This is a genomic window from Paenibacillus sp. ACRSA (assembly GCF_022346845.1).
Lineage (GTDB): Bacteria > Bacillota > Bacilli > Paenibacillales > Paenibacillaceae > Paenibacillus.
The window spans coordinates 215,072-238,085 of record NZ_JAKRNP010000001.1 but is presented as its reverse complement, the minus strand read 5'-3'; the positions used below and the strand labels follow the sequence as shown (position 1 = coordinate 238,085).

The 23,014-nt window shown below is 45.2% G+C and carries 27 protein-coding genes; 26 read left to right on the top strand and 1 reads right to left on the bottom strand.

The genetic code is table 11. The annotated features are described in order from the left end of the window. The 21 genes from aroH to MH215_RS00985 all read left to right on the top strand — a co-directional run bounded on the left by aroH (nt 1) and on the right by MH215_RS00985 (nt 18,759). Nucleotides 1-378, top strand: a complete 378-nt coding sequence (gene aroH / locus MH215_RS01085; protein ID WP_239287130.1) for a chorismate mutase — start codon at nt 1-3, stop codon at nt 376-378. A gap of 543 nt (nt 379-921) precedes the next feature. Next, entirely contained in the window at nt 922-2,493 is a 1,572-nt protein-coding gene (gene trpE / locus MH215_RS01080; protein ID WP_239287128.1) for an anthranilate synthase component I, read from the top strand. A 49-nt stretch (nt 2,494-2,542) separates the two neighbouring features. Beyond that, nucleotides 2,543-3,604: an anthranilate phosphoribosyltransferase gene (gene trpD / locus MH215_RS01075; RefSeq protein ID WP_239288649.1), complete on the top strand. Its 1,062-nt coding sequence runs from the start codon at nt 2,543-2,545 to the stop codon at nt 3,602-3,604. Continuing rightward, nucleotides 3,594-4,382 (top strand): indole-3-glycerol phosphate synthase TrpC, encoded by a 789-nt coding sequence (gene trpC / locus MH215_RS01070; RefSeq protein ID WP_239287126.1) that lies wholly within the window; start codon nt 3,594-3,596, stop codon nt 4,380-4,382. Before trpD ends, trpC begins: the two co-directional genes overlap by 11 nt. 38 nt (nt 4,383-4,420) lie before the next feature. Further along, nucleotides 4,421-5,119: a phosphoribosylanthranilate isomerase gene (locus tag MH215_RS01065; RefSeq protein ID WP_239287124.1), complete on the top strand. Its 699-nt coding sequence runs from the start codon at nt 4,421-4,423 to the stop codon at nt 5,117-5,119. Continuing rightward, nucleotides 5,116-6,315, top strand: a complete 1,200-nt coding sequence (trpB, locus tag MH215_RS01060; protein WP_056696737.1) for a tryptophan synthase subunit beta — start codon at nt 5,116-5,118, stop codon at nt 6,313-6,315. Before MH215_RS01065 ends, trpB begins: the two co-directional genes overlap by 4 nt. Beyond that, the gene (gene trpA, locus MH215_RS01055; RefSeq protein WP_239287122.1) at nt 6,312-7,118 is read left to right on the top strand and encodes a tryptophan synthase subunit alpha; all 807 of its coding nucleotides are present in this window, start codon (nt 6,312-6,314) and stop codon (nt 7,116-7,118) included. The genes trpB and trpA overlap by 4 nt, the downstream gene beginning before the upstream one ends. A 73-nt stretch (nt 7,119-7,191) precedes the next feature. After that, nucleotides 7,192-8,292 (top strand): histidinol-phosphate transaminase, encoded by a 1,101-nt coding sequence (hisC, locus tag MH215_RS01050; protein ID WP_239287120.1) that lies wholly within the window; start codon nt 7,192-7,194, stop codon nt 8,290-8,292. Nucleotides 8,293-8,319: 27 nt separating this feature from the next. Then, nucleotides 8,320-9,414 (top strand): prephenate dehydrogenase, encoded by a 1,095-nt coding sequence (locus tag MH215_RS01045; protein WP_239287118.1) that lies wholly within the window; start codon nt 8,320-8,322, stop codon nt 9,412-9,414. A gap of 713 nt (nt 9,415-10,127) precedes the next feature. Next, nucleotides 10,128-10,721, top strand: coding sequence for an RNA polymerase sigma factor (locus tag MH215_RS01040; protein ID WP_056696744.1), 594 nt, complete (start codon nt 10,128-10,130; stop codon nt 10,719-10,721). Next, the gene (locus tag MH215_RS01035) at nt 10,718-11,353 is read left to right on the top strand and encodes an anti-sigma factor (RefSeq protein ID WP_239287116.1); all 636 of its coding nucleotides are present in this window, start codon (nt 10,718-10,720) and stop codon (nt 11,351-11,353) included. The genes MH215_RS01040 and MH215_RS01035 overlap by 4 nt, the downstream gene beginning before the upstream one ends. 41 nt (nt 11,354-11,394) lie before the next feature. Next, nucleotides 11,395-11,994: a histidine phosphatase family protein gene (locus MH215_RS01030; RefSeq protein ID WP_239287114.1), complete on the top strand. Its 600-nt coding sequence runs from the start codon at nt 11,395-11,397 to the stop codon at nt 11,992-11,994. A gap of 250 nt (nt 11,995-12,244) precedes the next feature. Next, the gene (locus tag MH215_RS01025) at nt 12,245-13,375 is read left to right on the top strand and encodes a hypothetical protein (protein WP_239287113.1); all 1,131 of its coding nucleotides are present in this window, start codon (nt 12,245-12,247) and stop codon (nt 13,373-13,375) included. Between the two features lie 44 nt (nt 13,376-13,419). Beyond that, nucleotides 13,420-13,926, top strand: coding sequence for a gamma carbonic anhydrase family protein (locus MH215_RS01020; protein ID WP_239287112.1), 507 nt, complete (start codon nt 13,420-13,422; stop codon nt 13,924-13,926). 23 nt (nt 13,927-13,949) lie between these two features. Then, nucleotides 13,950-14,129 (top strand): IDEAL domain-containing protein, encoded by a 180-nt coding sequence (locus MH215_RS01015; protein ID WP_056696754.1) that lies wholly within the window; start codon nt 13,950-13,952, stop codon nt 14,127-14,129. Between the two features lie 218 nt (nt 14,130-14,347). Continuing rightward, nucleotides 14,348-14,770 (top strand): DUF2487 family protein, encoded by a 423-nt coding sequence (locus MH215_RS01010; RefSeq protein ID WP_239287111.1) that lies wholly within the window; start codon nt 14,348-14,350, stop codon nt 14,768-14,770. Between the two features lie 193 nt (nt 14,771-14,963). Further along, nucleotides 14,964-15,506, top strand: a complete 543-nt coding sequence (locus tag MH215_RS01005) for a Rieske (2Fe-2S) protein (RefSeq protein ID WP_056696757.1) — start codon at nt 14,964-14,966, stop codon at nt 15,504-15,506. Between the two features lie 15 nt (nt 15,507-15,521). Further along, entirely contained in the window at nt 15,522-16,193 is a 672-nt protein-coding gene (gene qcrB, locus MH215_RS01000) for a menaquinol-cytochrome c reductase cytochrome b subunit (protein ID WP_056696759.1), read from the top strand. Between the two features lie 21 nt (nt 16,194-16,214). Then, the gene (locus tag MH215_RS00995) at nt 16,215-17,099 is read left to right on the top strand and encodes a menaquinol-cytochrome c reductase cytochrome b/c subunit (protein WP_239287110.1); all 885 of its coding nucleotides are present in this window, start codon (nt 16,215-16,217) and stop codon (nt 17,097-17,099) included. 98 nt (nt 17,100-17,197) lie between these two features. After that, nucleotides 17,198-17,824, top strand: coding sequence for a DUF1405 domain-containing protein (locus MH215_RS00990; RefSeq protein ID WP_239287109.1), 627 nt, complete (start codon nt 17,198-17,200; stop codon nt 17,822-17,824). A 65-nt stretch (nt 17,825-17,889) separates the two neighbouring features. Then, entirely contained in the window at nt 17,890-18,759 is an 870-nt protein-coding gene (locus MH215_RS00985; protein WP_239287108.1) for a sporulation protein YpjB, read from the top strand. A 97-nt stretch (nt 18,760-18,856) separates the two neighbouring features. On the opposite strand, the gene MH215_RS00980 is transcribed toward MH215_RS00985, so the two are convergent. Continuing rightward, the gene (locus MH215_RS00980) at nt 18,857-19,726 is read right to left on the bottom strand and encodes a YitT family protein (RefSeq protein WP_239287107.1); all 870 of its coding nucleotides are present in this window, start codon (nt 19,724-19,726) and stop codon (nt 18,857-18,859) included. 219 nt (nt 19,727-19,945) lie between these two features. On the opposite strand from MH215_RS00980, the gene MH215_RS00975 reads away from it, so the two are divergent. The 5 genes from MH215_RS00975 (at nt 19,946) to bshB1 (ending at nt 22,925) form a co-directional block, all read left to right on the top strand. Continuing rightward, nucleotides 19,946-20,275: a nucleotide pyrophosphohydrolase gene (locus MH215_RS00975; RefSeq protein ID WP_056696770.1), complete on the top strand. Its 330-nt coding sequence runs from the start codon at nt 19,946-19,948 to the stop codon at nt 20,273-20,275. A 51-nt stretch (nt 20,276-20,326) separates the two neighbouring features. Then, nucleotides 20,327-20,851, top strand: a complete 525-nt coding sequence (locus tag MH215_RS00970; protein WP_239287106.1) for a tetratricopeptide repeat protein — start codon at nt 20,327-20,329, stop codon at nt 20,849-20,851. A gap of 77 nt (nt 20,852-20,928) precedes the next feature. After that, a complete protein-coding gene (dapB, locus tag MH215_RS00965; protein WP_239287105.1) occupies nt 20,929-21,732 on the top strand; it encodes a 4-hydroxy-tetrahydrodipicolinate reductase in 804 nt (267 codons plus the stop codon). 54 nt (nt 21,733-21,786) lie between these two features. Further along, entirely contained in the window at nt 21,787-22,227 is a 441-nt protein-coding gene (gene mgsA / locus MH215_RS00960) for a methylglyoxal synthase (protein ID WP_056696773.1), read from the top strand. Further along, complete coding sequence (gene bshB1, locus MH215_RS00955; RefSeq protein ID WP_239287104.1) at nt 22,224-22,925, top strand: bacillithiol biosynthesis deacetylase BshB1; 702 nt, start codon at nt 22,224-22,226, stop codon at nt 22,923-22,925. The genes mgsA and bshB1 overlap by 4 nt, the downstream gene beginning before the upstream one ends. Nucleotides 22,926-23,014 lie beyond the last annotated feature (89 nt).

The following is a 23,014-nucleotide window of genomic DNA, read 5'->3' as shown; positions in this document are numbered from 1 at the left end:
ATGGTGACACGCGGAATTCGCGGGGCTACAACAGTCACGCATAACACCGAAGAACATATTTTGCAGGAAACGGCCGTATTGTTGCAAGAGATCGTGGATCGTAATGATATTAAGCCAGAAGATATCTGTAGTGTCTGGATTACGATGACAGGAGATTTGGACGCAGCTTTTCCAGCAAAGGCCATTCGCCAGTTGGAAGGCTGGGAGCTAGTGCCGCTAATGTGTGCACTGGAAGTTCCAGTACAAGGGGCATTGCCACTATGTATTCGTTTTATGGTGCATGTGAACACAGCCAAAGCACAGAATGAAATAAATCATGTTTACCTGAATGGTGCGCAGGCATTGCGTCCAGATCTCGCAACACCTTCCGGTTCATAATCCCAGTGGTTGTCAAACCGAATGGAATCATGTATAGTGAGAAGCAGTTGAGTAGAGTTGAGATTGAGCTGAGAGCAGCTGAGCTAGTGGAGTAATAGCAGAGTCCAGCGGGTGGTATCCGGAGTAACATAGGCCGGTCAACTGATTCGCGGTACGTCGCGCTAGAGGATTACAGGATTAAGGAAAGAGACGTGTCTAGTGACATCGTTTTGTTTGGTATAACCTGGTCAAATTGAGACAGATTCTATGAGTATTCTCATGGATGAATGGATTTGATTCAGTGCACCTGAACGGAACACGTGTTAATGGATGTACGTTTAATCTACCGATAACCTGATCAATCCAGCAAATGATGTATAGGGACTTGTTATTTATAAAACACGAACTTGTTGAATACAGCTTATAACCAAACCTCTACCTGATGGTAGAGGTTTTTTTGTATACTTCCTGTCTATATAGGCTCAACTATCGTTTACACGAGAACGGAGTGGCAAGTGTAACCCAAGTTGAGCATATGTACCTAATCTGAAAGGACGTGATCTAATGATAACGCCAAACGTTAATCAAGTACTGAAAATGTCAAATGAATATAATCTGATTCCCGTTGTTAAACGGATCTTGGCTGACATGGAGACGCCAATCCGAATCTTCCGCCGTTATGCCGACAATGACCGAGCATTCCTGTTGGAAAGTGTCGAGGGTGGAATTCAATGGGCGAGATATTCTTTTATCGGTACAGATCCGTTCCTGATGATTTCCGCCAAAAAAGGCCGCATCGTGGTAGAAGAGGCAGGGCATACTCGGGAGCTTCCCGGTAAGCCGATTGAAGAACTGAAGGCTCTTTTGCGAAAGTACCGTAGTCCTAAAGATGATGAGCTTCCTCCATTTACAGGCGGAGCGATTGGATTTTTCGGTTACGACCTTCTGCAATATTATGAGAAGCTTCCAGCACACACACTGGATGATCTCAATATGGATGATATTCGCTTCATGTTCTGTGACCAAATTATCGTTTTTGACCATGTGAAGCAACAGATGCTGCTTGTAGGTAATGTGCATATAAGAGATGGAGCTACGGATGATGAAATACGCCAAGCTTACACACTTACTTCTGAGAAGCTGGAGCAGGCTGCGGAGCGTTTGCAGCAACAAGGGCCTGGTGAAAACTTGAATCCTCGTTCGATCCCAGGTGATGTTGAGCTAGGAGATATTCGTTCCAATTTGACGAAAGAGCAATTTATTGGCAATGTGGAGCAGGCTAAAGATTACATCCGTGCGGGAGACATTTTTCAAGTGGTACTGTCCCAGCGCTTTCACATTGATACTGAAGTTTCTCCGCTTCACGTATACAGAGTGCTGAGAACGTTGAATCCATCACCGTATATGTACTATCTGAAGATGGATGATGAAATTATCGTAGGAACCTCGCCTGAGGCGTTGGTTAAAATAGATGGAAATCGAGTGGCGACACGACCCATTGCTGGCACACGTCCAAGAGGTGCAACAGAAAGTGAAGATCGTGCGCTTGCTGCAGATTTGCTACAGGATGAGAAGGAGCGTGCAGAGCATTTGATGCTGGTTGACTTGGGTCGTAACGATCTGGGTCGGGTATCAAACTTTGGCACCGTGAAGTGTGACATGTTTATGGAGATCGAGCGGTACTCTCACGTTATGCACATGGTATCGAATGTGACAGGTGAGCTTAGAGAAGATAAAGATTTCTTCGATGCATTTCTATCCTGTCTGCCTGCGGGAACTGTATCTGGTGCACCGAAACTGCGGGCAATGGAAATTATTGCGGAACTTGAGCGTGAGGCACGTGGGGCATACGCGGGAGCGATCGGTTATCTTGGTTTCTCGGGAAATATGGATTCTTGTATCACGATCCGAACCATTATTTTCAAAAAGGGAAAAGCTTATGTGCAGGCTGGAGCGGGAATTGTATGGGATTCTGTGCCTGAGAAGGAATATGAAGAGACGGTGAATAAAGCCAAAGCGCTACTCAAGGCGATTCGGACAGCGGAAGCGATGTTCCCAGCCAAGAGCAAACATCATGGATTGAAACTTGCCAATGCTGATTATTTTGTAAGTCCAGCAGGCGCCGCAAAAAACTGAGAGAGAGGAGAGACCGGATATGAACATGAATCCTGTAATGAATGATAACATGCAGCAACTGACTTCAAAGCCTCAATCGGAAGAGGGGATGAAACAAGGTTTAGCTAAAATTTTGGAGGGACATGATCTCCAGCAAGCTGAAGCACGTGACCTGATGTACTCCATTATGAAAGGTGAAGCTACTCCGGCTCAAATCGGAGGTTTGTTGATGGCGCTGCGGATGAAAGGTGAAACCGTGGATGAAATTACTGGTTTTGCCGAAGCAATGCGCGGTCAAGGTGGCAGAATTCTTACCGATGGTAATGGGCTGTTAGATACTTGTGGTACAGGAGGCTCGGGAATTCACAAATTCAATATCTCCACAGCTTCGGCAATTATAGCATCAGCAGTTTCTGTTCGGGTTGCCAAACATGGCAATCGTTCTGCATCAGGTAAAGCAGGCAGTGCCGATGTGCTTGAGGCGTTAGGGGTTAATATTCATCTGAATGGAGAGCAAGCGAGACAATGTCTTGATGAGATTGGAATTTGTTTCTGTTTTGCTCAAGTGTATCATCCATCAATGAAGCATGCAGCTGCACCACGCAAAGAGCTGGGTGTGCGTACAATCTTTAATATGCTCGGACCATTAACTAACCCTGCGGGCGCAGACCGCCAACTGCTTGGTCTGTACGACCGCAGCCGCACACCGATGATTGCTGAGGTTTTGAATCGTCTGGGCTTAAAGAGAGCATTGGTAGTTGCTAGTCATGATGGTTTGGATGAAATCAGTATTTCTGCGCCTACGCAAGTATCGGAATTAAGAAATGGAGAAGTACACACATATGACATAGATCCACGCAGTATGGGCTTAAACTTGCATCCACTTGATTCGGTACTGGGAGGAGATGCAGCCCAAAATGCCGAAATTATTAAACGGATCTTCCAGGGAGAGCGGAGCGCGTATCGTGATGTTGTGTTGCTGAATGCTGGGGCATGTATCTATGTGTCTGGTCTTGCGGATAGCATTGCGGAAGGTGTGACTATGGCTGCTGAGGCTGTAGATACGGGAAAAGCTGCTGGGAAACTGGAACAGTTAATATACACAACGGAGGCGTACAGTCATGTATCTTGATCGAATCGTTGCAACCAAACAGCAGGAAGTCGAAGTCCTCTCACAAACGTTTAACATGGATGAGGCGCTTAAAGAGATTGAGCAGTTGCCAGCAACACGGGGGTTTGAACGGGCTTTAGCAGAAGGGCGTAACCGGAAACTAGGGCTTATTGCCGAAGTGAAGAAGGCTTCCCCGTCCAAAGGATTAATTCGACCGGACTTTGATCCGGTAAATATTGCACTTGCGTATGAACGAGCTGGAGCAGATTGTATCTCTGTACTCACAGATGTTTCTTATTTTCAAGGAAGTGCAGCGTATTTGAAGGAGATCCACCAAGCTGTGAATATTCCATTGCTTCGTAAAGATTTTATTATAGATGAGCGTCAGATTGCCGAGGCAAGACTGCTAGGAGCAGATGCAATTCTGCTGATTGCTAGTATATTGACACAAGATCAGATTCGACGTTACTTGGATTTTGCCAAAAGTATAGGTCTGGATGCTTTAATTGAAGTGCATGATCAAGCTGAACTAGAGCAAGTATTGGAGATACCGCAGGCAACGCTAATCGGGATTAACAATCGAAACCTAAAAACGTTCGAAACCAGTCTGAATACAACGCTGGATCTCATGAAGTTGATTCCATCAGGGGTGACACTTATCAGCGAAAGTGGTATTGATGGTGCTGAACGGTTGGAGGAACTAATTACAGCGGGCGTTCACGGAATCCTCGTTGGGGAGCATCTGATGCGTAAGGATGATGTTGAAGCGGCTGTGAACGAATTAATGGGTTCTCGATGATGAATGAATATACAAACGACGGTACGGGGAGCAGAGACATGAATCTGCACAAGCAACCGGCTGCAGCCGTAAAAATTTGTGGACTTCAGGACGTTGAAGTGCTAAAATCGATGATAAACTTGCCCGTTGATTATATTGGTGTTGTTTTTGCTAAATCTCGTCGCCGTATTGAACCCAAGCAGGCTGCTGAATTAAAAGAAGTATTGTTTGCGTGGACGACATTGGATCGACCGAAGTTAACCGGGGTATTTGTTAATCCTACATTGGAAGAGCTTGAACACGTCATGGACGCGGTACAATTAGACGTGATACAGCTACATGGACAGGAAACGCCGGCGTTCTGTGAGCAGGTGAAACAACGTTGGCAGACTGAAGTTATCAAAGCTTTTTCTTTCCCGAAAAATGAGTCGGGCACCGAAGTGGATGATACCACATTAACGACACTTAATAGTTACGCGCACACAATAGATGCTATATTACTCGATACGTATGATCCTCAATATGTGGGTGGTTCTGGTCATACCTTTGCTTGGGAGCGGATTCCAACCTATGCGAAGTGGGCGAGAAATCACGGCATTGTCTTGTTTGTGGCTGGAGGTTTGCAGCCTGATAATGTTCAACAATTAATTCAGACATATGCACCGAATGGTGTCGATGTCTCAAGTGGAGTAGAGACGGACGGAATAAAAGATATCGCAAAAATTACAACATTTGTAGAGAGGGTGAAGCAGGCATGACACATCAATTGCCGGATCAGCATGGGCGTTTCGGCTCCTTCGGAGGCCGCTTTGTTCCAGAGACACTAATGAACGCATTAATTGAACTAGAGGAAGCGTACAGCCGCTTTTCAGAAGATGAGGAATTCAATAAAGAATTAAACTATCTTCTCAGTGAGTATTCTGGTCGGGAGACACCACTGTACTATGCAGAACAGCTCTCTCGTCGTTTGGGTGGCCCTAAGGTGTACCTGAAGCGCGAGGATTTGAACCATACGGGTGCACATAAAATCAATAATGCCATCGGGCAAGGCTTGCTTGCTAAACGGATGGGCAAAAAGAAAGTTATTGCTGAAACAGGAGCAGGTCAACATGGAGTAGCTACAGCAACGGTTGCTGCTTTGCTTGGTTTAGAGTGTAAGGTATTCATGGGTGAAGAAGATACAGAGCGTCAACAATTGAATGTATTCCGGATGAAGTTGCTCGGTGCAGAAGTGATACCAGTAACGTCAGGAACGAGGACATTGAAGGATGCAGGGAATGAAGCTCTGCGCTATTGGGTTAGCAACGTAGAAGATACATTCTATGTCTTGGGTTCAGTTGTAGGGCCACACCCATATCCAATGATGGTGCGTAACTTCCAACGGGTGATTGGAGATGAGACTCGTCGTCAGATTCAAGAGCTTGAAGGTCGTCTGCCTGATGTTATTGTTGCAGCGGTAGGTGGAGGAAGTAATGCCATCGGTATGTTCTATCCATTTATTGGTGATGCAGATGTGAAGCTTGTGGGTGTCGAAGCAGCAGGCAAAGGTGTGGATACTGAATTTCATGCGGCAACGATGAGCAAAGGAACACATGGTGTATTTCAAGGCTCTATGAGCTATTTGCTGCAGGATGAATATGGACAGGTTCAGCCGGCTCATTCCATCTCTGCTGGATTAGATTATCCGGGTGTTGGACCAGAGCATTCTTATCTCAAAGATATCGAACGTGCGAAATATGTTCCAATTACGGATCAGGAAGCATTGGATGCGCTGCAATTGCTCTCAAGAACCGAGGGAATTATACCTGCTCTAGAGTCTGCTCATGCCGTTGCACAGGTAGTTAAGCTTGCTCCTGAACTCACGTCTGATGATATTGTCGTGATTTGTCTATCAGGTCGTGGAGATAAGGACGTTGAATCCATCATGAAGTATACGGGAGGGCAATTCGCATGAATTTAATGGATCAAACCTTCCAACAATTGAAACAACAAAATCGGACAGCGCTGATTCCTTTCCTAACAGTTGGAGATCCCAATGTGGATACAACGGTAGAGATTATTAAGGAGCTTGAACAAGCAGGTGCAGATATTCTGGAGCTTGGTGTACCTTACTCAGATCCTCTTGCCGACGGCCCTGTCATTCAGCGTGCTTCCGAGCGGGCACTGAAAAGCCAGATTACCATTCGTACTTGTATGGAGACGGCAGCTAAGGCGCGTGAGGCTGGAGTGAAAATGCCTTTTGTCTTGTTTACGTATTACAATCCTGTGCTACAGACAGGGCTTGATGTATTTTTTGATGAATTGCTCAAGCATGACATCAGTGGCATGATTATCCCGGATCTTCCGATCGAAGAAGCTGAAGAGATGCGTCGCCGTGCCGAAGTAGCTGGGGTGCATTTGGTACCGCTGGTTGCTCCTACGTCCAATGCGAGAATTGAACGAATCGTCTCAGGTGCACGCGGCTTCATCTATTGCGTATCTTCCCTGGGTGTAACCGGAGAAAGAGCATCCTTCTTTGAAGGAGTTGAGCAGTTTATTGAAACGGTAAAAAGCTTAACTGACATTCCGGTAGCTGTTGGATTCGGTATCTCTAGCCGTGAACAGGTAGCGCATTTCTCCCGTATTTGTGATGGGGTTGTTGTGGGTAGTGCCATTGTTCGTCAGGTGGAGGAAGCCATCCCGCTCCTGGAGAATCCTGAGACTCATCAGGCAGGACTGTTGCAAATTCGCAACTTTGTGGCACAATTAAAAGGATAGGGACTTTACTTTAGTTTTTCTTCGTTATGTAATGGCATCATGATCCTTATTTGATGAACAGGCGGTGGTCGGATTGAAACCTAAATCCCAGATTGTTAATTTGCCGGTGTACCAACCAGGCAAACCGATTGAAGAAGTGAAACGTGAACTGGGGCTTGAGCAAGTCATCAAGCTGGCTTCCAACGAGAATCCATACGGTAGCTCTCCTGCTGCAGTGGAAGCTATAACTAGGGAAGTTGTGAATGTTAGCATATATCCGGACGGTAGCTCTGCAGAGCTTACAGAGGTTCTTGCTGAGCATCTTGGTGTGAATCGTAATAATCTGATTTTTGGCTGTGGATCAGATGAGATCATTGCTCTGATTACACGGGCGTTCTTCCTGCCCGGAGACGAGACAATCATGGCAGATCAGACGTTTTCGGTGTATAAAAGCAATGCCGATATTGAGGGGGCGGTGAGCATTGAGGTTCCATTGAAGGATGGGACACATGATTTGGCATCTATGCTGGCACAGATCAATGATAAAACAAAAGTGGTGTGGGTATGTAACCCTAATAATCCTACAGGCACAATCATTTCCGAACAGGAATTGACTGCGTTTATGGATCGGGTGCCTTCCCATGTCATGGTGGTGCTGGATGAAGCCTATTATGAATTCGTAACGGATCAAGCTTATCCTCAAAGTATTGCTATGTTAGATCGCTATCCTAACTTGGTTATTTTGCGGACGTTCTCCAAAATCTATGGTCTGGCTTCCTTGCGGATCGGATATGGAATTGCGAGCCCGCAGATTATCGACTTAATTAATCGTGTGCGTGAGCCATTTAACACCTCGCGGTTCGGTCAGGTGGCAGCGACAGCAGCGATCAGGGATCAGACTTTTGTGAAAGAGTGTGCTCAGCGCAATACGGAGGAACGTGAATTCCTGCAAAATGAGTTCTTACGTCTTGGCTTGCCATACTTCCCATCGCAAGGTAACTTCATTATGGTTGATTTGGATATACCATCAGCGACAGCATTTCAATCTTTGCTTAAGCAAGGAATTATCGTGCGTCCAGGTTTCAAAGTGTATCCAACTTACATTCGTGTGTCCGTTGGAACAACAGAACAGAACCGTGCATTTATTGCGGCACTGGAGAACACGCTGGCAGAGAAGGCGGTAGCACGCCCTTAATTCTAGCGATGAAAGAGTGAGGACTACATGAAACTAAAAATTGCAATGATTGGTGTAGGGCTCATCGGTGGTTCCCTGGCGCTTTGCTTCAAAGGCAAGCCAGGTGTATCGGTGATGGGCTACGCCCATCTGCCTGAACTAAAGGACAAGTACATAGCAAGTGGTGTAGTAGATGATGCTACGCTATCACTGGAGGAAGCGGTGCAGGATGCCGACTTCATTTTTTTGTGTGTACCTGTAGGTTTATTGGAATCATATTTTCAACAATTAGCGAAGCTTCCCTTGAAGAAAGGATGCATCATTACGGATGTTGGCAGCACCAAGGCTTCAATTGCTGCGTGTGCTGAGCATGTTCGAATGACCGATGCCTATTTCATTGGAGGACATCCGATGGCTGGATCAGAGCGTGCAGGCGTTGACGCAGCTTCTGCTGTATTGTTTGAGAATGCTTATTATGTATTGACTCCTTCTGTGCATGTACCCGAGGAAGCTTATAGTCGATTGTCTGAGCTCCTAACATATACTAGAGCACAGATTGTTCGAGTCGAACCCCTGTTACATGATGATATTGTGGGAGCAATCAGTCATTTGCCACATGTTATCGCAGTGGCACTTGTCAATCAGGTGCGGGAGTACAACGAATCAAATCCACTCTATAAAATGCTGGCAGCAGGTGGCTTCCGGGATATTACCCGGATCGCATCAAGCGATGCAATTGTATGGAGGGACATTTTACTTAGCAACCGAGAGGTGCTCTTAGGCTTAATGAAGGATTGGAACAGCCAGATGTCTACGTTTACGGATATGTTGGAACAGCAGGACGGGGAAGGGATTGAAGAGGCTTTTCGTCAAGCCAGGGAGTTCAGAAGTGTGCTTCCTGAGCGCCGGAAAGGGATGATCTCGTCTTTATATGATCTGTACACGGATGTTCAGGATGCGCCAGGTATGATTGGTAAGATTGCTACCGAACTTGGGGCAAATGACATTAACTTGAGTAACTTGGAAATTATCGAGAATCGTGTGGACGTACCTGGCATCATGCGGCTATCCTTCCGACAAGAAGAGGATATGGAGCGAGCGAGAACATTACTTGCTTCCCTTGGATATCAAGTTTGGGTCTAAGCATGCATAGAGGAAAGTGAAGAAGAGGGCGACAGCCCTCTTTATTTGCGTGCAAAATTTTCTTGTTCTTAAGTTGTTACTTGAAATTTGAGAAAAGAACACAAAAAAAAGACCGCTTACATAAGCGGCCATTGCTCACGTGGAGCAATACAGTTATTGGATAGGAGTGGAGAGAAACCATACTGTACCTTTATTATATGTATACGTTTTCATTTTGTCAACAGATAAAGCGTAATTATTTTAAATAATCATAGCTTCCGTCAATTCAGGAAAAAGTTTGTATAAACGCAACCATTTTCATTCTTTTTACGTTTGAAGATATAGAAGGTTTTATGAGACGAAACAAGCCTGAGTGAAATAGGGGTTCGTTTCCTGTTAGAGTTCTGTAATGGTGGTTCATTGGCATTGGAGGATTATTTTGAGTCAACGGGGTCATAGACGAGAAAAAGAAAGCATATGAATGTCTGGTCGGGTTCCTGTTGAACGGAATAGATTTGCCAGCAACGGCTGACCGTTGTACAATAAATACTGTTAATGTAGAAACGTTGGGGAAATTGCCATTACATAGGGGAATTTGGCGGGAAGGCCTGTTTTGGCGCTGAACGCTGTTTATATGCGGTGAGAACCGCAACTTTTTTGTGCCTGTTCGGTAATACATGGATAGAGTCGAACGGGGAGAAGCACATGGATGGGCGAGGAGGGGTCGCACTCAAATGACGGATTCCCAGTTGATTCGAGAGATCAAGGAAGGTAACCTGGAGTTATATTCCGAGCTGATGCGTCGTTATCAGCGTAAAATACTGGCTTTCGTATATCATATGTTGAAAAGTTCCAATATGGAGCTGCTTGCGGAAGATCTCTGTTCTGAGACTTTCTATAAGGCGTTCCGCAGTTTACACTCATTTCGTGAGGTGGATGCCTCTTTCTCTACGTGGTTGTATACTATTGCGAGAAATACGGTATTGAGTGAGCTTCGCAAACAGCGCAGTGGTAATGTTCCACTTGAAGAGAGTGGCGTCGTACCGATTGCTCCTTTGGAGAATGCTCCAGAGCATGCTGTATTGCGCAGTGAGCGGGTGATGCTGGTTAGGGATGCCATTAACAATTTGCCGGAGAAGCAGCGTTCTGCCATTATACTCCGTGAGTATGATCAGTTAGACTACCAAGAGATTGCTAATATTCTTGGGCAGAGCGTAAGTTCTGTAAAATCGTTATTGTTCAGAGCAAGATCAAGCGTAAAAACTCAATTGGAGCCTTATTTCTTCGAACCGGTCTACGAGCCATATGAAGGGATGAAGAACCGATGAATTGCAATGAAGCCCAGGAACTGTTTGCAATGGTTTGGGACTTGCCGGCAACTCATCCTCAGCAGATTGCATTTCATGCTCATCTTGCTGGTTGTGAGGAGTGCTCACAGCAGTTTGAAGTTTGGCATGAAGCTCAACTTCTGCTGCATAGCATACCGACACCCGTAACAGAGCAACAAGCAGAGCGAGTAAATCGAAATGTAATGGATCGCATTTATGCGGAGTCACCATGGCTCTTGCCTGAAGAGGCAAAAGTAAATCGATTCTCTGCTGCAGTGCGCAAGCATATGTCTTTGTGGATTGCTGCGTTTCTGGCTATTTTTTTGTGCAGTTTCCTGTACATGGCGATGTTTAAGCCGGCTGTATCGGAAGCAGAGCAACCACGCGTCATCTCCACAGGTATTTTGGAGACAGCCGTTGCTGGCAACGAACCATCTTCATCTGGGATGTATCAGTATAATATGCCAGGGGCGGATCGGGGTAGCATCATTGAACCGTTTGTCGTAAGTATGGGTCCTACCTATCCAGGATACTGGATGGCTCTATCCTTACTGGCCATTGGCATGGCGTTATTCTCGCTTGGACGTATGCATCGTACAACGAGCAAGCGTAAGCAGGGTGCACGTGCTTAGTTTCAATGATCATTACTGTGTATTAAGAAATGAGGGATAAGATGCGGATCGGGCTTATACGTCATGGTTTAACAGATTGGAATGCTGCAGGACGTATTCAAGGGCAGACAGATATCCCTTTGAATGCAGAAGGTCGTGAACAAGCAGAGCGTTTGGGTAAACGTCTTCTCACTGAGAAGTATCAATGGGATTATATCATTACTAGTGGTTTATCTCGTGCTCAGGAGACGGGTGAGATTATTTCCAAGCTGCTGAATGTACCAATGCTAGAACCGGATGTAAGGCTTAAGGAGAGAGCGTTCGGCCAGATCGAAGGTTTAACCTCAGAAGAACGAATCGCTCGCTGGGGTGCAACCTGGGAGACACTGGATCTAGGACAGGAGCATATCTTGGATATCCAAGCGCGTGCATTGGCGTTTCTGGAGGATCTATGGTCGGCATATCCGGACAAGAATGTCCTGATTGTATCCCATGGAGCATTTCTGGCAAATCTGTTATCCGCTATCTTTAAAGACCGGTATACAGAGCGTATAGGTAATCTTTCACTTACGATTCTGGAGAAAACCCAGCGTGACTGGAGTCCTCTCCTGTACAACTGTACAGAACATCTTATAATGAATTCAGCCAAACAATCTGAGTAATGAACTCGGGTTGTTTTTTTTGTCTGCTGCGAATTGTTTAAGTAGGACTAATAGGAATACTTGTCTCTTGTTTTTCTTCTGATCAGGCACATCGAGGCATAGGATGGTTACTAACAGATAAAAGATTTAATAAAAGATTTGAAAAAAGAGGTTTAGATCATGGGAATTCCGTCAACGATGTTTACAAAACCAAACTACTCTAGGCTCTGAATCAATAGTCATAAGTAGTTAGCTGGCGAGGCGATGACCCATGAATCTAGCGGATATGCTTACTTTTGCAGATATTGGCCAACTGAATCGAATAGCAGATTATTACCAGTGTGAGTGTAAGCCCAATTCCAAACATGAACTCATCCAGAGTATTCTCACCACACTGGGAAGCAGATCTTTTTTTGAACAACAGGTTCATGAACTGAATCCCGTTCAATTACGTTTTTTGAACAATCTGTTATTTGATTCCCGCCAATATCTCGGTATTGAGGAACTGGTTGCTATAGCACGTCAATCTATGGATAAAAAGGAAAACGAGACAGGTGCTAGTCCACGTGATCTGATCACTCGTTTCCATAAGAGTGGTTGGTTGTTCAATGGAACGACGCAGCATACAAAATATTTGTACCAAGTCCCTCTTGATCTGAAATTAAGATTCCGAGATGTGTTATCGAACCATCTGAGATTAGGCATTGCGAACACAAGCGAACCGACAATGTATAGGGACGAATATCACTTGCTTGTCGATGATCTTCGGTTGTTTCTGCAATATGTGCAGCAACATGAGATTGCACTTAATGCTGAAGGCATGATGTATCGTCGTTCACAGCAGCAGGTGATGGAGCATCTACATGTTAGCGAAGAGCTAGTTGGCAAAGCAGGCTGGAGATTTGGCTATGGTCGCTCCTTCAAGGATTATCCAGATCGATTCGCCCTCATGTATGACTATGCATTTCACTATCGGCTCATCCGTGAGGAACAAGGAATACTGCAACTGACGTCCGCTGGCGAGGAAAAACGAGCTGCTGAGAATTCAACAGAGAAAACTTCGGAAATGATACAGCTATTTCGATTTTGGTTAAGACTGTATAAAGGTGCTATTCCAAACTTATCCTCCATTGTATATTGGACAGGGGAATGTGCCGATGAATGGTCTAGTACAGAGTCGCTGTTTCGCCAAATAGGCCCGTTCATTCAGCCCTTCTACTACGATACGCCCGAGACAATCTACGACAACCGGATCATCAAAATGATGCTGCATCTCGGGATGCTTCGGATGGGGGAAGTTGCGAATGGACGAACTGTACAAATGACGGCATGGGGTTCGCGTCTTGCTGCATCCTGTCGTTCGCTTTCTGGAGACATCTCACCCGTTTTGTTTGACAAATGAAGGACAAGTTGCTAAAATCACTCCCAAATTAAGGAGTGATACGAATGATAATTCCATATCAAGGCATACTGCCGCAGCTTCATCCTTCAGTATACGTAGCTGAAGGTGCGAAACTTATTGGCGATTTGAGAATGGGCGAGGAGTCTACCGTTTGGTTTAACGCTGTGCTAAGGGCAGATTTAGCGCCGATCATCATTGGACAGCGTTGTAATATACAAGATAATACGGTTGGTCACGTGAACACAGATCAGCCCTTGATTCTGGGAGATGATGTTTCAGTCGGGCATTCTGCTATTATTCATGGCTGTCAGATTGGAACTGGCTCACTGATTGGTATGGGAGCCATACTTCTTAATGGAGCCGAAATAGGGGAACACTCCTTAATCGGCGCCGGTTCAGTAGTTACTGAGAATACGAAAATTCCGCCCTATACTCTTGCTTTGGGAACACCAGCCAAAGTGATACGTGAATTGACGGATGCTGATCTTGAGCGGATGTCCAGAACTTCACTAGGTTATGTTGCCAAAGGAAAGGAATATAGGAGCTCTTAAATCCGTTTTGGAGGTGCATCCTATTGGATAAAATGAAAGTTACGTATGAAGTCATGTTGGGGCTGGCTGCTGAGATGGTGTGGGACGAGGCGCTTCGTAAACAGCGTAGCGAAAAGCTGTATATGGAAATCGACAAAGCGCTGGCTACTGGAGACGAAGTAGCTTTCCGGAGTCTAACGGATGAACTGAAGGCCATAAGCTGATATTTAATGTTTAAATAAACATTCATATAGAATGGAACCAACAAGGAGTGTGTATATCGCATTCCTTGTTTTTTATTGAAATTTTTTTGGGATCGTTAACCCTGTTTGGTACGAATTATGCGGTGTTAATAAGAAAGGTCAAATTTAAATCAATAGATTTATGTGAAATGCTCATATATAATATGGGAATAAAATGGATGGAGAGGGGAAATAGGGAAGTGAAATTCAGTGAGATGACTCAAGACAGTTGGGCTGAGCTGCAACTCTATCTGGACACCTGTCTAATTCCTTATACAGCCCTCAGAGGTAATCAATCGCCAGTTGATGCTACTGAAGCGTTGGAGCGGCTTCGAGATTTTCTAGACTTGGTAGAGATCCCATTCAAAGGGCGAATTATGACCTATCCGGCGTTCCATTTTGAAATTCCGGAAATGTCAATGGCATTAAACACAGTGTGTAAACAGCTTAAAACGTCTGGTTTCAAATATGTGGTTATAATGTCATCGGATGGACTATTGGATAAAGAACAAATGCCTGATGCTGATTTGATTTTACTTCGCTCAGACATCATTCAGAACGTGGAAAAAAACGAAATCCCTCGGTATGTTGGGGAGAAAATCCGTGACTTATGGAAAAGATGAATTCGAATTGGTAAATGTGACAAAAAATCGACACTTTTGTAATAACGCTTACAATTGAACCTTAAAAAAGTGTGACAAATTCTTGACGGTGTTCTGGGGCTACTATATGATTATGTATGTTCTAGTAAGACGTGGAATTTCTGATAATGAAAACGGTTGAGAGAGTTGGCTGAAAAAGGGGGTTGGAGACAGTATGAGCAGTGAGCATGACCAGCACGAAGACTCAAAGAGACCGCCAAGCAGGATGGAAATGTCACGCAGGCAGTTTTTGACGTACACGCTTGGTGGAGCTACAGCCTACATGGCCGCCGGTGCAGTTCTGCCCATGATCCGTTTTGCGGTGGATCCGATTTTGCAGCATAAGGGAGAAGGTACCTCTGTCAAAGTAGCAGAAATCAGCAAAATTACAACTGAACCTCAAGAATTTACATTTGAACTACAACAACAGGACGGTTGGTATCTAAGCAATGCTTCGTTGGTGGCTTGGATTCGCAAAGACGAGCAGGGTAAAATTTATGCGCTTTCGCCTATTTGCAAACATCTAGGATGTACCGTAGGTTGGAACAGCGACAAGAATTATCCTGATGAGTATCATTGCCCTTGTCATGGTGCGCATTATGACAAGGAAGGGAAAAATCTTGCCGTGGCCCCGAAACCGCTGGATGAGTACGTGGTCAAAGAGGAACAAGGCTGGGTATACCTCGGCGAGATCGTTCCGAACACCAGAGTGAATTAGGAGGCGTGGACGCAGATGTTTAAAAATATCTATGACTGGATTGACGAACGTCTCGATATCACGCCCATCTGGAGGGACGTTGCGGATCATGAGGTTCCAGAGCACGTGAACCCGGCACATCATTTTTCCGCATTCGTGTACTGTTTTGGTGGGTTGACGTTCTTTATCACTGTAATTCAAATTTTGTCAGGAATGTTCCTGACGATGTATTACGTGCCTGACATTATTAATGCTTATGCGAGTGTCGAGTATTTGCAAACCAAAGTAGCCTTCGGTCAAATTGTACGCGGAATGCACCACTGGGGAGCGAGTCTTGTCATCGTAATGATGTTCTTACATACGATGCGTGTGTTCTTTACAGGCTCTTACAAGGCACCGCGTGAAATGAACTGGGTAGTAGGAATGTTAATCTTTTTCGTCATGCTTGGTCTTGGTTTGACAGGATATTTGCTACCATGGGATAACAAAGCGTATTTTGCTACAAAAGTTACTTTGGAGATTGCGAATACAGTTCCGTGGCTCGGCCCGATTATTAAAGAATTTTTACAAGGCGGTACCATTGTAGGTGCACAAACGTTAACTCGTTTCTTCGCCTTACACGTTTTCTTCCTCCCCGCAGTGCTTCTAGTGCTACTGGTCGGACACTTTATTATGATCCGCAGACAGGGTATTTCAGGACCACTATAATTTGAGAAGGGAGGAATCGTAATGGCTCACGGACCGAAGTCAGAGGATGAGGAAAAGATTATCTATGTCGGTGATTCACGTGTCCGCAAGGGTGCGGGTTTCATCACGCCGCCAGACTACACGGCTTATCCGGGCAAGTCTGAGGCGTTCATCCCTAACTTTTTGCTGAAGGAATGGATGGTTGGTGTCGTGGTATTGGTCGGTATTCTCGTACTAACCATATCTGAACCTGCACCTTTAGGTTATCCGGCCAATCCTAGCGCATCGGTTATTCCGATGCCTGACTGGTACTTCCTATTTCTGTATCAGTACTTGAAATATCCGTATGCCTCTGGTGACTATGTGTTGCTCGGTGTACTGGGGGTAAGTGGAGTTGCGTTTGGTGCCTTGTTGCTGGCGCCGTTTCTGGACACTGGTAAGGAGCGTCGCTTCTATAAGCGCCCTATTGCTTCATCGCTGATGATTCTGTCTGTCCTTTCTGTATTCTATCTCACGAATGTTGCTTGGACGCACTACAAGCATGAGCTTGAGGCGTCAGGTCAGAAGCCTGAGCACATACAACGTGAAGAAGAAGCACATGAGAGGGCTGAACAGGGACTACCTACTTCCAATGCACCAGGACAGCAGCAGGAAGTTGCCATCGTCGAAAAGGATGATCCGGCGATGGAAACGTTCAAGAAGGCGGGCTGTATTAATTGTCATGCAGCCGATATGAAGGGTGGAGCTGCAGGCCCATCCCTTCGAGGTGTAGGTGACAAACATAGCCAGGAAGAGATTCTGACGATTATCAAAGAAGGATATAATACGATGCCTAAGATGTATGACCAAGCTATTGCTCAAGGTGTTACCGACGAGGAGATTACCCATCTGACAGAATGGCTTGCGAAACAGAAGGCAGAACAGTAAAATCGAATTAACCAATGAAACCTGATCGTTTATACGGTCAGGTTTTTTGGAGACTTTAGCTATACTTGAAAACAAGGATGTAGGAAGGGGAAGCGAACGTGTCTTTATCGTTTTTTTGGAGTAAGGAATTTCTGACTAACCGTTATTTCCTGTGGCTTCTATTTTGGTGTAATGCATTCGGAACAGTATATGGATACATATGGTATGGTGATCAGTTGGTAGACACGCTGGAGAAGCAGCCGCTTTGGCAAATTGTATTTGTGCCTGACAGCCCAACGGCAAGTTTATTCTTTACGCTGTCCTTATTATGGATTTTGTATAAACCGAAATCGCAATGGGTTAATCGTATTGGACATGTGATACAAGCGTTAGCGGTAGTGACCTCTGTGAAGTATGGTGTGTGGGCAATTTCTATTATTTTCGCTGGATGGTCGCAGGGAAATGCGGCAGCTTGGCAGGATTGGATGTTGATTGCATCACATGGCGCTATGGCTATTGAAGCTTTGTTGTATGTTCGATTTTTCGGTTTCCGCTGGGTGGCACTTCTAATCGCGGCGTTGTGGACTTTACTTAATGATGTGATGGATTACACATATGATATTTATCCATGGCTACCTTATACCCTTTGGGATCATGTAGATCTGGTGCGCAATTTTACAGTGGTCTTAACGCTGTTAAGTATTCTGGTGTCATGGCTTGCATTGAGGCAAGCCAAACGGAGTTAATTTCACGTACGAGCCTGTTCTAAGGAAGGAAAACCTGCCATAGATTGATGGTGGGGGGGATGTCCATGAAGAGAAGGTTCAAGAGTACATTAAGGTTATGGATAATATCGTTCATGGCTCTACTGTTCTGGGCGAACTTGTCATATAGTGGTTCTGCGCAAAGTAATAGTGAGAATGGTCAAGTCGAAGAATCTGTTTCAGCCAATCTTTCGATTCAGCAGATGAATGAAGAAGCAGCTCTATTATACCGTTACGCACTGGAGCAGGATGTGGAGAAGGTCAGAGGTAGTATTCTTAGGATCAGTAATGGGCTGGAACATATATCGTTCGAAGGTCAAACGACGGTGGAGGGCATTCATGCCTTATCTGAGACGGTGGTTGAAGTAAAAGAGGCTGCTGTACGAATTAAAAGTGATACTACAGCTCTACAGCAAGCTTCAGCGAAATTAAGACTGGCTGCCGATAGCCTGGCTAATCCTGCAAAACCATTATGGCTTCAGTACTATAAGATTATAAAAGACGATCTTCAGGCTTTGTCTTTAGCGGCGAACCAGCGACAAAATGCTGCAACATTGTTAAGTCGGTATGCTGCGCTGGAAGAGCATTATGAGACCGTTCGTCCAGCAGCACTGATTCGGCGTGAACCCTACGAGATTGCGCAACTGGACGCCTGGATGTCCCATACAAAAGGGCTAACGATGGGAAAACAACCTGATCTCTCACAACTACAGGCTATGATGATACATGGTGAAGAGTTGGTGAATCAGTTGTTCGGACGTGAAAAAGACGAAAGTGCCTTCGTTCCATTTGTACAAGGGCCTGATCGGAGAGCAGCAGGGATGTTAATTACGTCAGTGATTGTTGCGGCTCTAAGTTACGCAGGATTTCGGAAATACCGGGCTCAGCAACAAGGGATATTTCCTTTTCGGAGATAAGCAAGAATACATCTAAGATATGAAGAGACCTCTGTCCACAAGGAAGGCCGTCGTACGGCTGATTTCTTGGAGTAGAGGTCTTTTTATTATGAGTAGTTTAGTTTTCCTTGAAACCCTCACCGTGCACGTCATGTACGTCACTGATAATGACAAATGCACGTGGATCAACAGAACGCACGATCGTTTGCAAACGTCTAAATTCCTGACGAGAAATAACGCAGTATGCCACGTGCTTAGCTTGTTTGGAGTAGGCTCCAATAGCGGGAATGAGTGTTACTCCGCGATCCATTTCCCGGGTAATCAGATCAGCAATTTCGGGAGCGTGGTCACTGATAATCATAAACGCACGAGCAGAGTAAGCCCCTTCTTGAATAAAGTCAATGACTTTCGAAGCGATGAATACAGCCACGAGCGTATAGAGAATTTTTTCTTTTGGGATGTAAATCAGAGAGATCCCGATAATGATAAAATCAATCCCCAGCAGTATACGTCCCATACTCCAGCCATATTTTCGATTCAGAATGCGAGCGATAATATCAGAGCCACCTGTCGTTCCGCCCCAGCGAAAGACGATCCCGAGGCCTGCGCCAAGTGTAACACCAGCATATAACGCAGCAAGCAAGAGGTCATTTTCCGTATGGAGGGGTTCAATCCACCCCAAATGAATCATTTTTTCAAACAACCATAGGAAAATAGTGAGCGCGCCGATCCCCACGCCGGTATAGATCATCTGTTTGCCACCCAAAATTTTGAGTCCAATTAGGAAAAGTGGCACGTTCAGAATTAAGGTTGTGAGTGAAGGTGAGATGCCAAATGCATAGTTAACCAACACGGTGACGCCGGTGACTCCGCCTTCCATCAACTGGTTAGGGATGATGAAATAGAGCAGTCCGAACGCGTACAAGGCTGTACCGAGCAAAATAGGCAGAATTAATTTAAATTGCACCAACGATTTAATTGTACTCATAAGATCCCTCACCGTATGTAAATTTAGAATGTTAAAGAGGTTGTTCAAAAAGTCCGCTTTCCTTTTTGAACACGCACTTAAAGCAATCATTCCCATCTTAGTATACCTTTTTGTAGATTCTTTAAAAATGATTTGTGGTTTATATTGTGGAAGTGTATCTAAATAACTGATATTATTATGAACAAATACGACATTATTTCAAAAGGAGAATCCGTTCTCATGGAGAAAAGCATCGCAGAAATGCAGCGTGAGGTTGATCTCTATATCTCACAGTTCAAAGAGGGGTACTTCAGTCCACTCGCCATGCTGGCTCGCATGTCAGAAGAAGTAGGGGAGCTTGCACGGGAAGTGAATCATGAGTTTGGTGAGAAGCCGAAGAAGGCTTCTGAAGCAGATAACTCGATTGAACTGGAACTTGGAGATATTTTATTTATCACGATTTGTTTTGCCAATTCGCTCGGCATTGACCTGGCTCAGGCACATGATAAAGTCATGCATAAATTTAATACACGCGATGCTAATCGGTGGACTCCAAAAAACACCGATTAGGCGTAGATTACATATGCTGTACCATCACCCGATTGGGGAGGGACAGCTTGGATGATGAAGCCGGAAGATTACATGCAGCAAGCTTATCGCTGTATTTTGCAAAATGATTTTGAGCAGGCGATTCGGTGGTTCGAATCAGCCATTCACGCTCACCCGGAACATGCGGAGCTCTACTATCGCTGTTCCATCACGCATGCGCGCAGTCAGCACCTTAGTCCTGCATTGCAATATGCTCGCAAGGCTGTGGAGTTGTCTCAGGACACGGAGGAGTACAGATTGCATTTGCAGACGCTCGAAGCGAAGCAACTGAGCATTCAAGCAAAGGGCATGTTAGAACAGGCAGGAAGTGGGACACATGAACGTTATGTGCAAGCCGCTAGGCTGCTGAAGCAAGCCGTTAAGCTCGATCCCTTATCTGTGGAGGCACATGTGATGCTAGCTCTTGCATACAGCGATCTGAACGAGTTCGATCTTGCAACGAAAGCTGTACGTGATGCATTGTCTCTGGATCCGCAGAATGGGCAATTGCATCTATTGCTCGACCAAATCAAACAACGCATGAATTCTATTCAATAAGAATCCATTCTAATGGCGACATTAGCATAGAACGGATTCGGACTACTGATCAAACATAGCGAGGAGATGCAGCCAAGATGAGTGAAACAATCAGAGTTGCCGTAATTGGAGCGGCTGGCCGGATGGGCCGAGAAGTGGTGAAATTGGTGCTTCAAGATCCTGAATTAGAATTGGCAGCAGCAGTTAACCGTTCCGGCGCCGGCACAGATCCCGGAACACTCGTCGGTCTTCCAGAGTGTGGAGTATCGGTGACCGACGATATTGAAATGGCTTTTGCTGAGTCTAAACCGCAGGTTATGGTTGATTTTACAATCCCACAATATGCGTTTAAACATACTGAAATTGCGATCCGATATGGGGTAAGACCCGTTATGGGCGTTACAGGGTTTACAACCGAACAAATTGAGCAACTGGACAAGCAGTGTCAGGACAAAGGTATCGGAGGTTTGATTGCCCCTAACTTCTCCATTGGAGCTATTCTAATGATGAGATTTGCGGCACAAGCAGCCAAACATATGCCTAACGTGGAGATCATTGAGTACCACGGGGATCAGAAGCTGGATGCTCCATCAGGAACGGCCATCAAAACGGCTGAGCTAATTGCAGCCAACCGTGAGGAACTTCGCCAAGGTAACCCGAATGAAGAAGAGCTTATCGAGGGATCTCGTGGTGGATATTATAATGGCTTCCGCATTCATAGCGTTCGTCTACCTGGCGTCTTTGCACAACAGGAAGTTGTATTTGGTGATTTTGGCCAAACGCTCAAAATTCGTCATGATTCCTATGAACGTGCAGGTTATATGCCAGGTGTTAAAATTGGTATCCAAAAAGTTATGGAATATACAGGACTCATCTACGGTTTCGATAACTTTATCGACTAAAAGAGGCTGTTCAGAACCCGGACGTTTTGAACCTGAACCCAAAAGGAGATTGTCATGCTAAAAATTGCATTTATTGCCCATGATCGCAAAAAAGAAGAAATGGTCAACTTCGTGACAGCATATGAACCTGTATTTACTGACCACCAATTATATTCCACCGGCACTACAGGTCTTCGTATAATGGAAGGAACATCTCTACAGATCCACCGATTCGAATCCGGCCCGCTGGGTGGAGATCAACAGATTGGTGCGTTGGTTGCGCAGAATGAGATGGATCTTATTATTTTCTTGCGTGATCCACTGATGGCACAGCCACACGAACCAGATATTAATGCACTTCTTCGTCTATGTGATGTTCAAGGTATTCCTCTGGCAACCAATATTGCAACAGCCGAGATTCTCGTTAAAGCATTGGATCGTGGTGACTTTGCATGGAGAGAGCTTGTTCACAAATATAAGCCAGAGGCGGGTATAGAACCAGGTGATACGCAATGAGTTTAGATATACTCATTTTCGGTGCTCACGCGGATGATGCGGAAATTGGTATGGGTGGAACTATCGCGAAACACACGGCAGCCGGATTAAAGGTTGGCGTGTGCGATTTAACCCGAGCTGAGATGTCATCGAACGGTACGGTGGAGCGCAGGGCCGAGGAAGCGGAGGAAGCCTCCCGCGTCCTCGGTCTTTCGTGTCGGTCAAATCTGGGACTGCCTGATCGAGGCCTATACATAACGCCAGAGCATATTCAAGCGGTAACGGCTGAGATTCGTCGCCATGCCCCACGTGTGGTATTTGCTCCATATTGGGAGGATCGCCATCCGGATCATGTGATGTGCAGTAAAATTGTGCAGGAAGCTGTATTTAATGCGAAACTAAGAAATTACATGCCGGAATTGCCAGCTGTGCAAGTAAAGGAATGTTATTTTTACTTTATTAACGATATTGGCAAAACGGATTTGATTGTAGATATTTCGGAACACTATGAACAAAAGGAAAATTCACTGCTATGTTACCGTTCACAGTTTGAGAGGGGGGTCGGCACTGTCTCCACTCCACTGAATCAAGGATACATTGAGCGGGTAAGAGCAAGGGATTCTCTATTAGGGCAGCGTAGCCTCATCCCTTTTGCTGAAGGTTTCGCGACTTTAACACCTTATGTTGTTCGTCAGTTTGGTTCAGCAAATCATAAATAACGGTGAATCTTCTTATTATAGATGATGAATGATGATTCGTTTTCCGTTGCATTACATTAACCTGCACTCGCGGGGGATCAAAGGAGCGT

Bases quoted from the DNA above. Each gene is read 5' to 3' on its own strand.
- aroH (WP_239287130.1), top strand. From the start codon at position 1: ATGGTGACACGCGGAATTCGCGGGGCTACAACAGTCACGCATAACACC.
- trpE (WP_239287128.1), top strand. From the start codon at position 922: ATGATAACGCCAAACGTTAATCAAGTACTGAAAATGTCAAATGAATAT.
- trpD (WP_239288649.1), top strand. From the start codon at position 2,543: ATGCAGCAACTGACTTCAAAGCCTCAATCGGAAGAGGGGATGAAACAA.
- trpC (WP_239287126.1), top strand. From the start codon at position 3,594: ATGTATCTTGATCGAATCGTTGCAACCAAACAGCAGGAAGTCGAAGTC.
- MH215_RS01065 (WP_239287124.1), top strand. From the start codon at position 4,421: ATGAATCTGCACAAGCAACCGGCTGCAGCCGTAAAAATTTGTGGACTT.
- trpB (WP_056696737.1), top strand. From the start codon at position 5,116: ATGACACATCAATTGCCGGATCAGCATGGGCGTTTCGGCTCCTTCGGA.
- trpA (WP_239287122.1), top strand. From the start codon at position 6,312: ATGAATTTAATGGATCAAACCTTCCAACAATTGAAACAACAAAATCGG.
- MH215_RS01045 (WP_239287118.1), top strand. From the start codon at position 8,320: ATGAAACTAAAAATTGCAATGATTGGTGTAGGGCTCATCGGTGGTTCC.
- MH215_RS01040 (WP_056696744.1), top strand. From the start codon at position 10,128: ATGACGGATTCCCAGTTGATTCGAGAGATCAAGGAAGGTAACCTGGAG.
- MH215_RS01035 (WP_239287116.1), top strand. From the start codon at position 10,718: ATGAATTGCAATGAAGCCCAGGAACTGTTTGCAATGGTTTGGGACTTG.
- MH215_RS01030 (WP_239287114.1), top strand. From the start codon at position 11,395: ATGCGGATCGGGCTTATACGTCATGGTTTAACAGATTGGAATGCTGCA.
- MH215_RS01025 (WP_239287113.1), top strand. From the start codon at position 12,245: ATGAATCTAGCGGATATGCTTACTTTTGCAGATATTGGCCAACTGAAT.
- MH215_RS01020 (WP_239287112.1), top strand. From the start codon at position 13,420: ATGATAATTCCATATCAAGGCATACTGCCGCAGCTTCATCCTTCAGTA.
- MH215_RS01005 (WP_056696757.1), top strand. From the start codon at position 14,964: ATGAGCAGTGAGCATGACCAGCACGAAGACTCAAAGAGACCGCCAAGC.
- qcrB (WP_056696759.1), top strand. From the start codon at position 15,522: ATGTTTAAAAATATCTATGACTGGATTGACGAACGTCTCGATATCACG.
- MH215_RS00995 (WP_239287110.1), top strand. From the start codon at position 16,215: ATGGCTCACGGACCGAAGTCAGAGGATGAGGAAAAGATTATCTATGTC.
- MH215_RS00985 (WP_239287108.1), top strand. From the start codon at position 17,890: ATGAAGAGAAGGTTCAAGAGTACATTAAGGTTATGGATAATATCGTTC.
- MH215_RS00980 (WP_239287107.1), bottom strand. From the start codon at position 19,726: ATGAGTACAATTAAATCGTTGGTGCAATTTAAATTAATTCTGCCTATT.
- MH215_RS00975 (WP_056696770.1), top strand. From the start codon at position 19,946: ATGGAGAAAAGCATCGCAGAAATGCAGCGTGAGGTTGATCTCTATATC.
- MH215_RS00970 (WP_239287106.1), top strand. From the start codon at position 20,327: ATGATGAAGCCGGAAGATTACATGCAGCAAGCTTATCGCTGTATTTTG.
- dapB (WP_239287105.1), top strand. From the start codon at position 20,929: ATGAGTGAAACAATCAGAGTTGCCGTAATTGGAGCGGCTGGCCGGATG.
- mgsA (WP_056696773.1), top strand. From the start codon at position 21,787: ATGCTAAAAATTGCATTTATTGCCCATGATCGCAAAAAAGAAGAAATG.
- bshB1 (WP_239287104.1), top strand. From the start codon at position 22,224: ATGAGTTTAGATATACTCATTTTCGGTGCTCACGCGGATGATGCGGAA.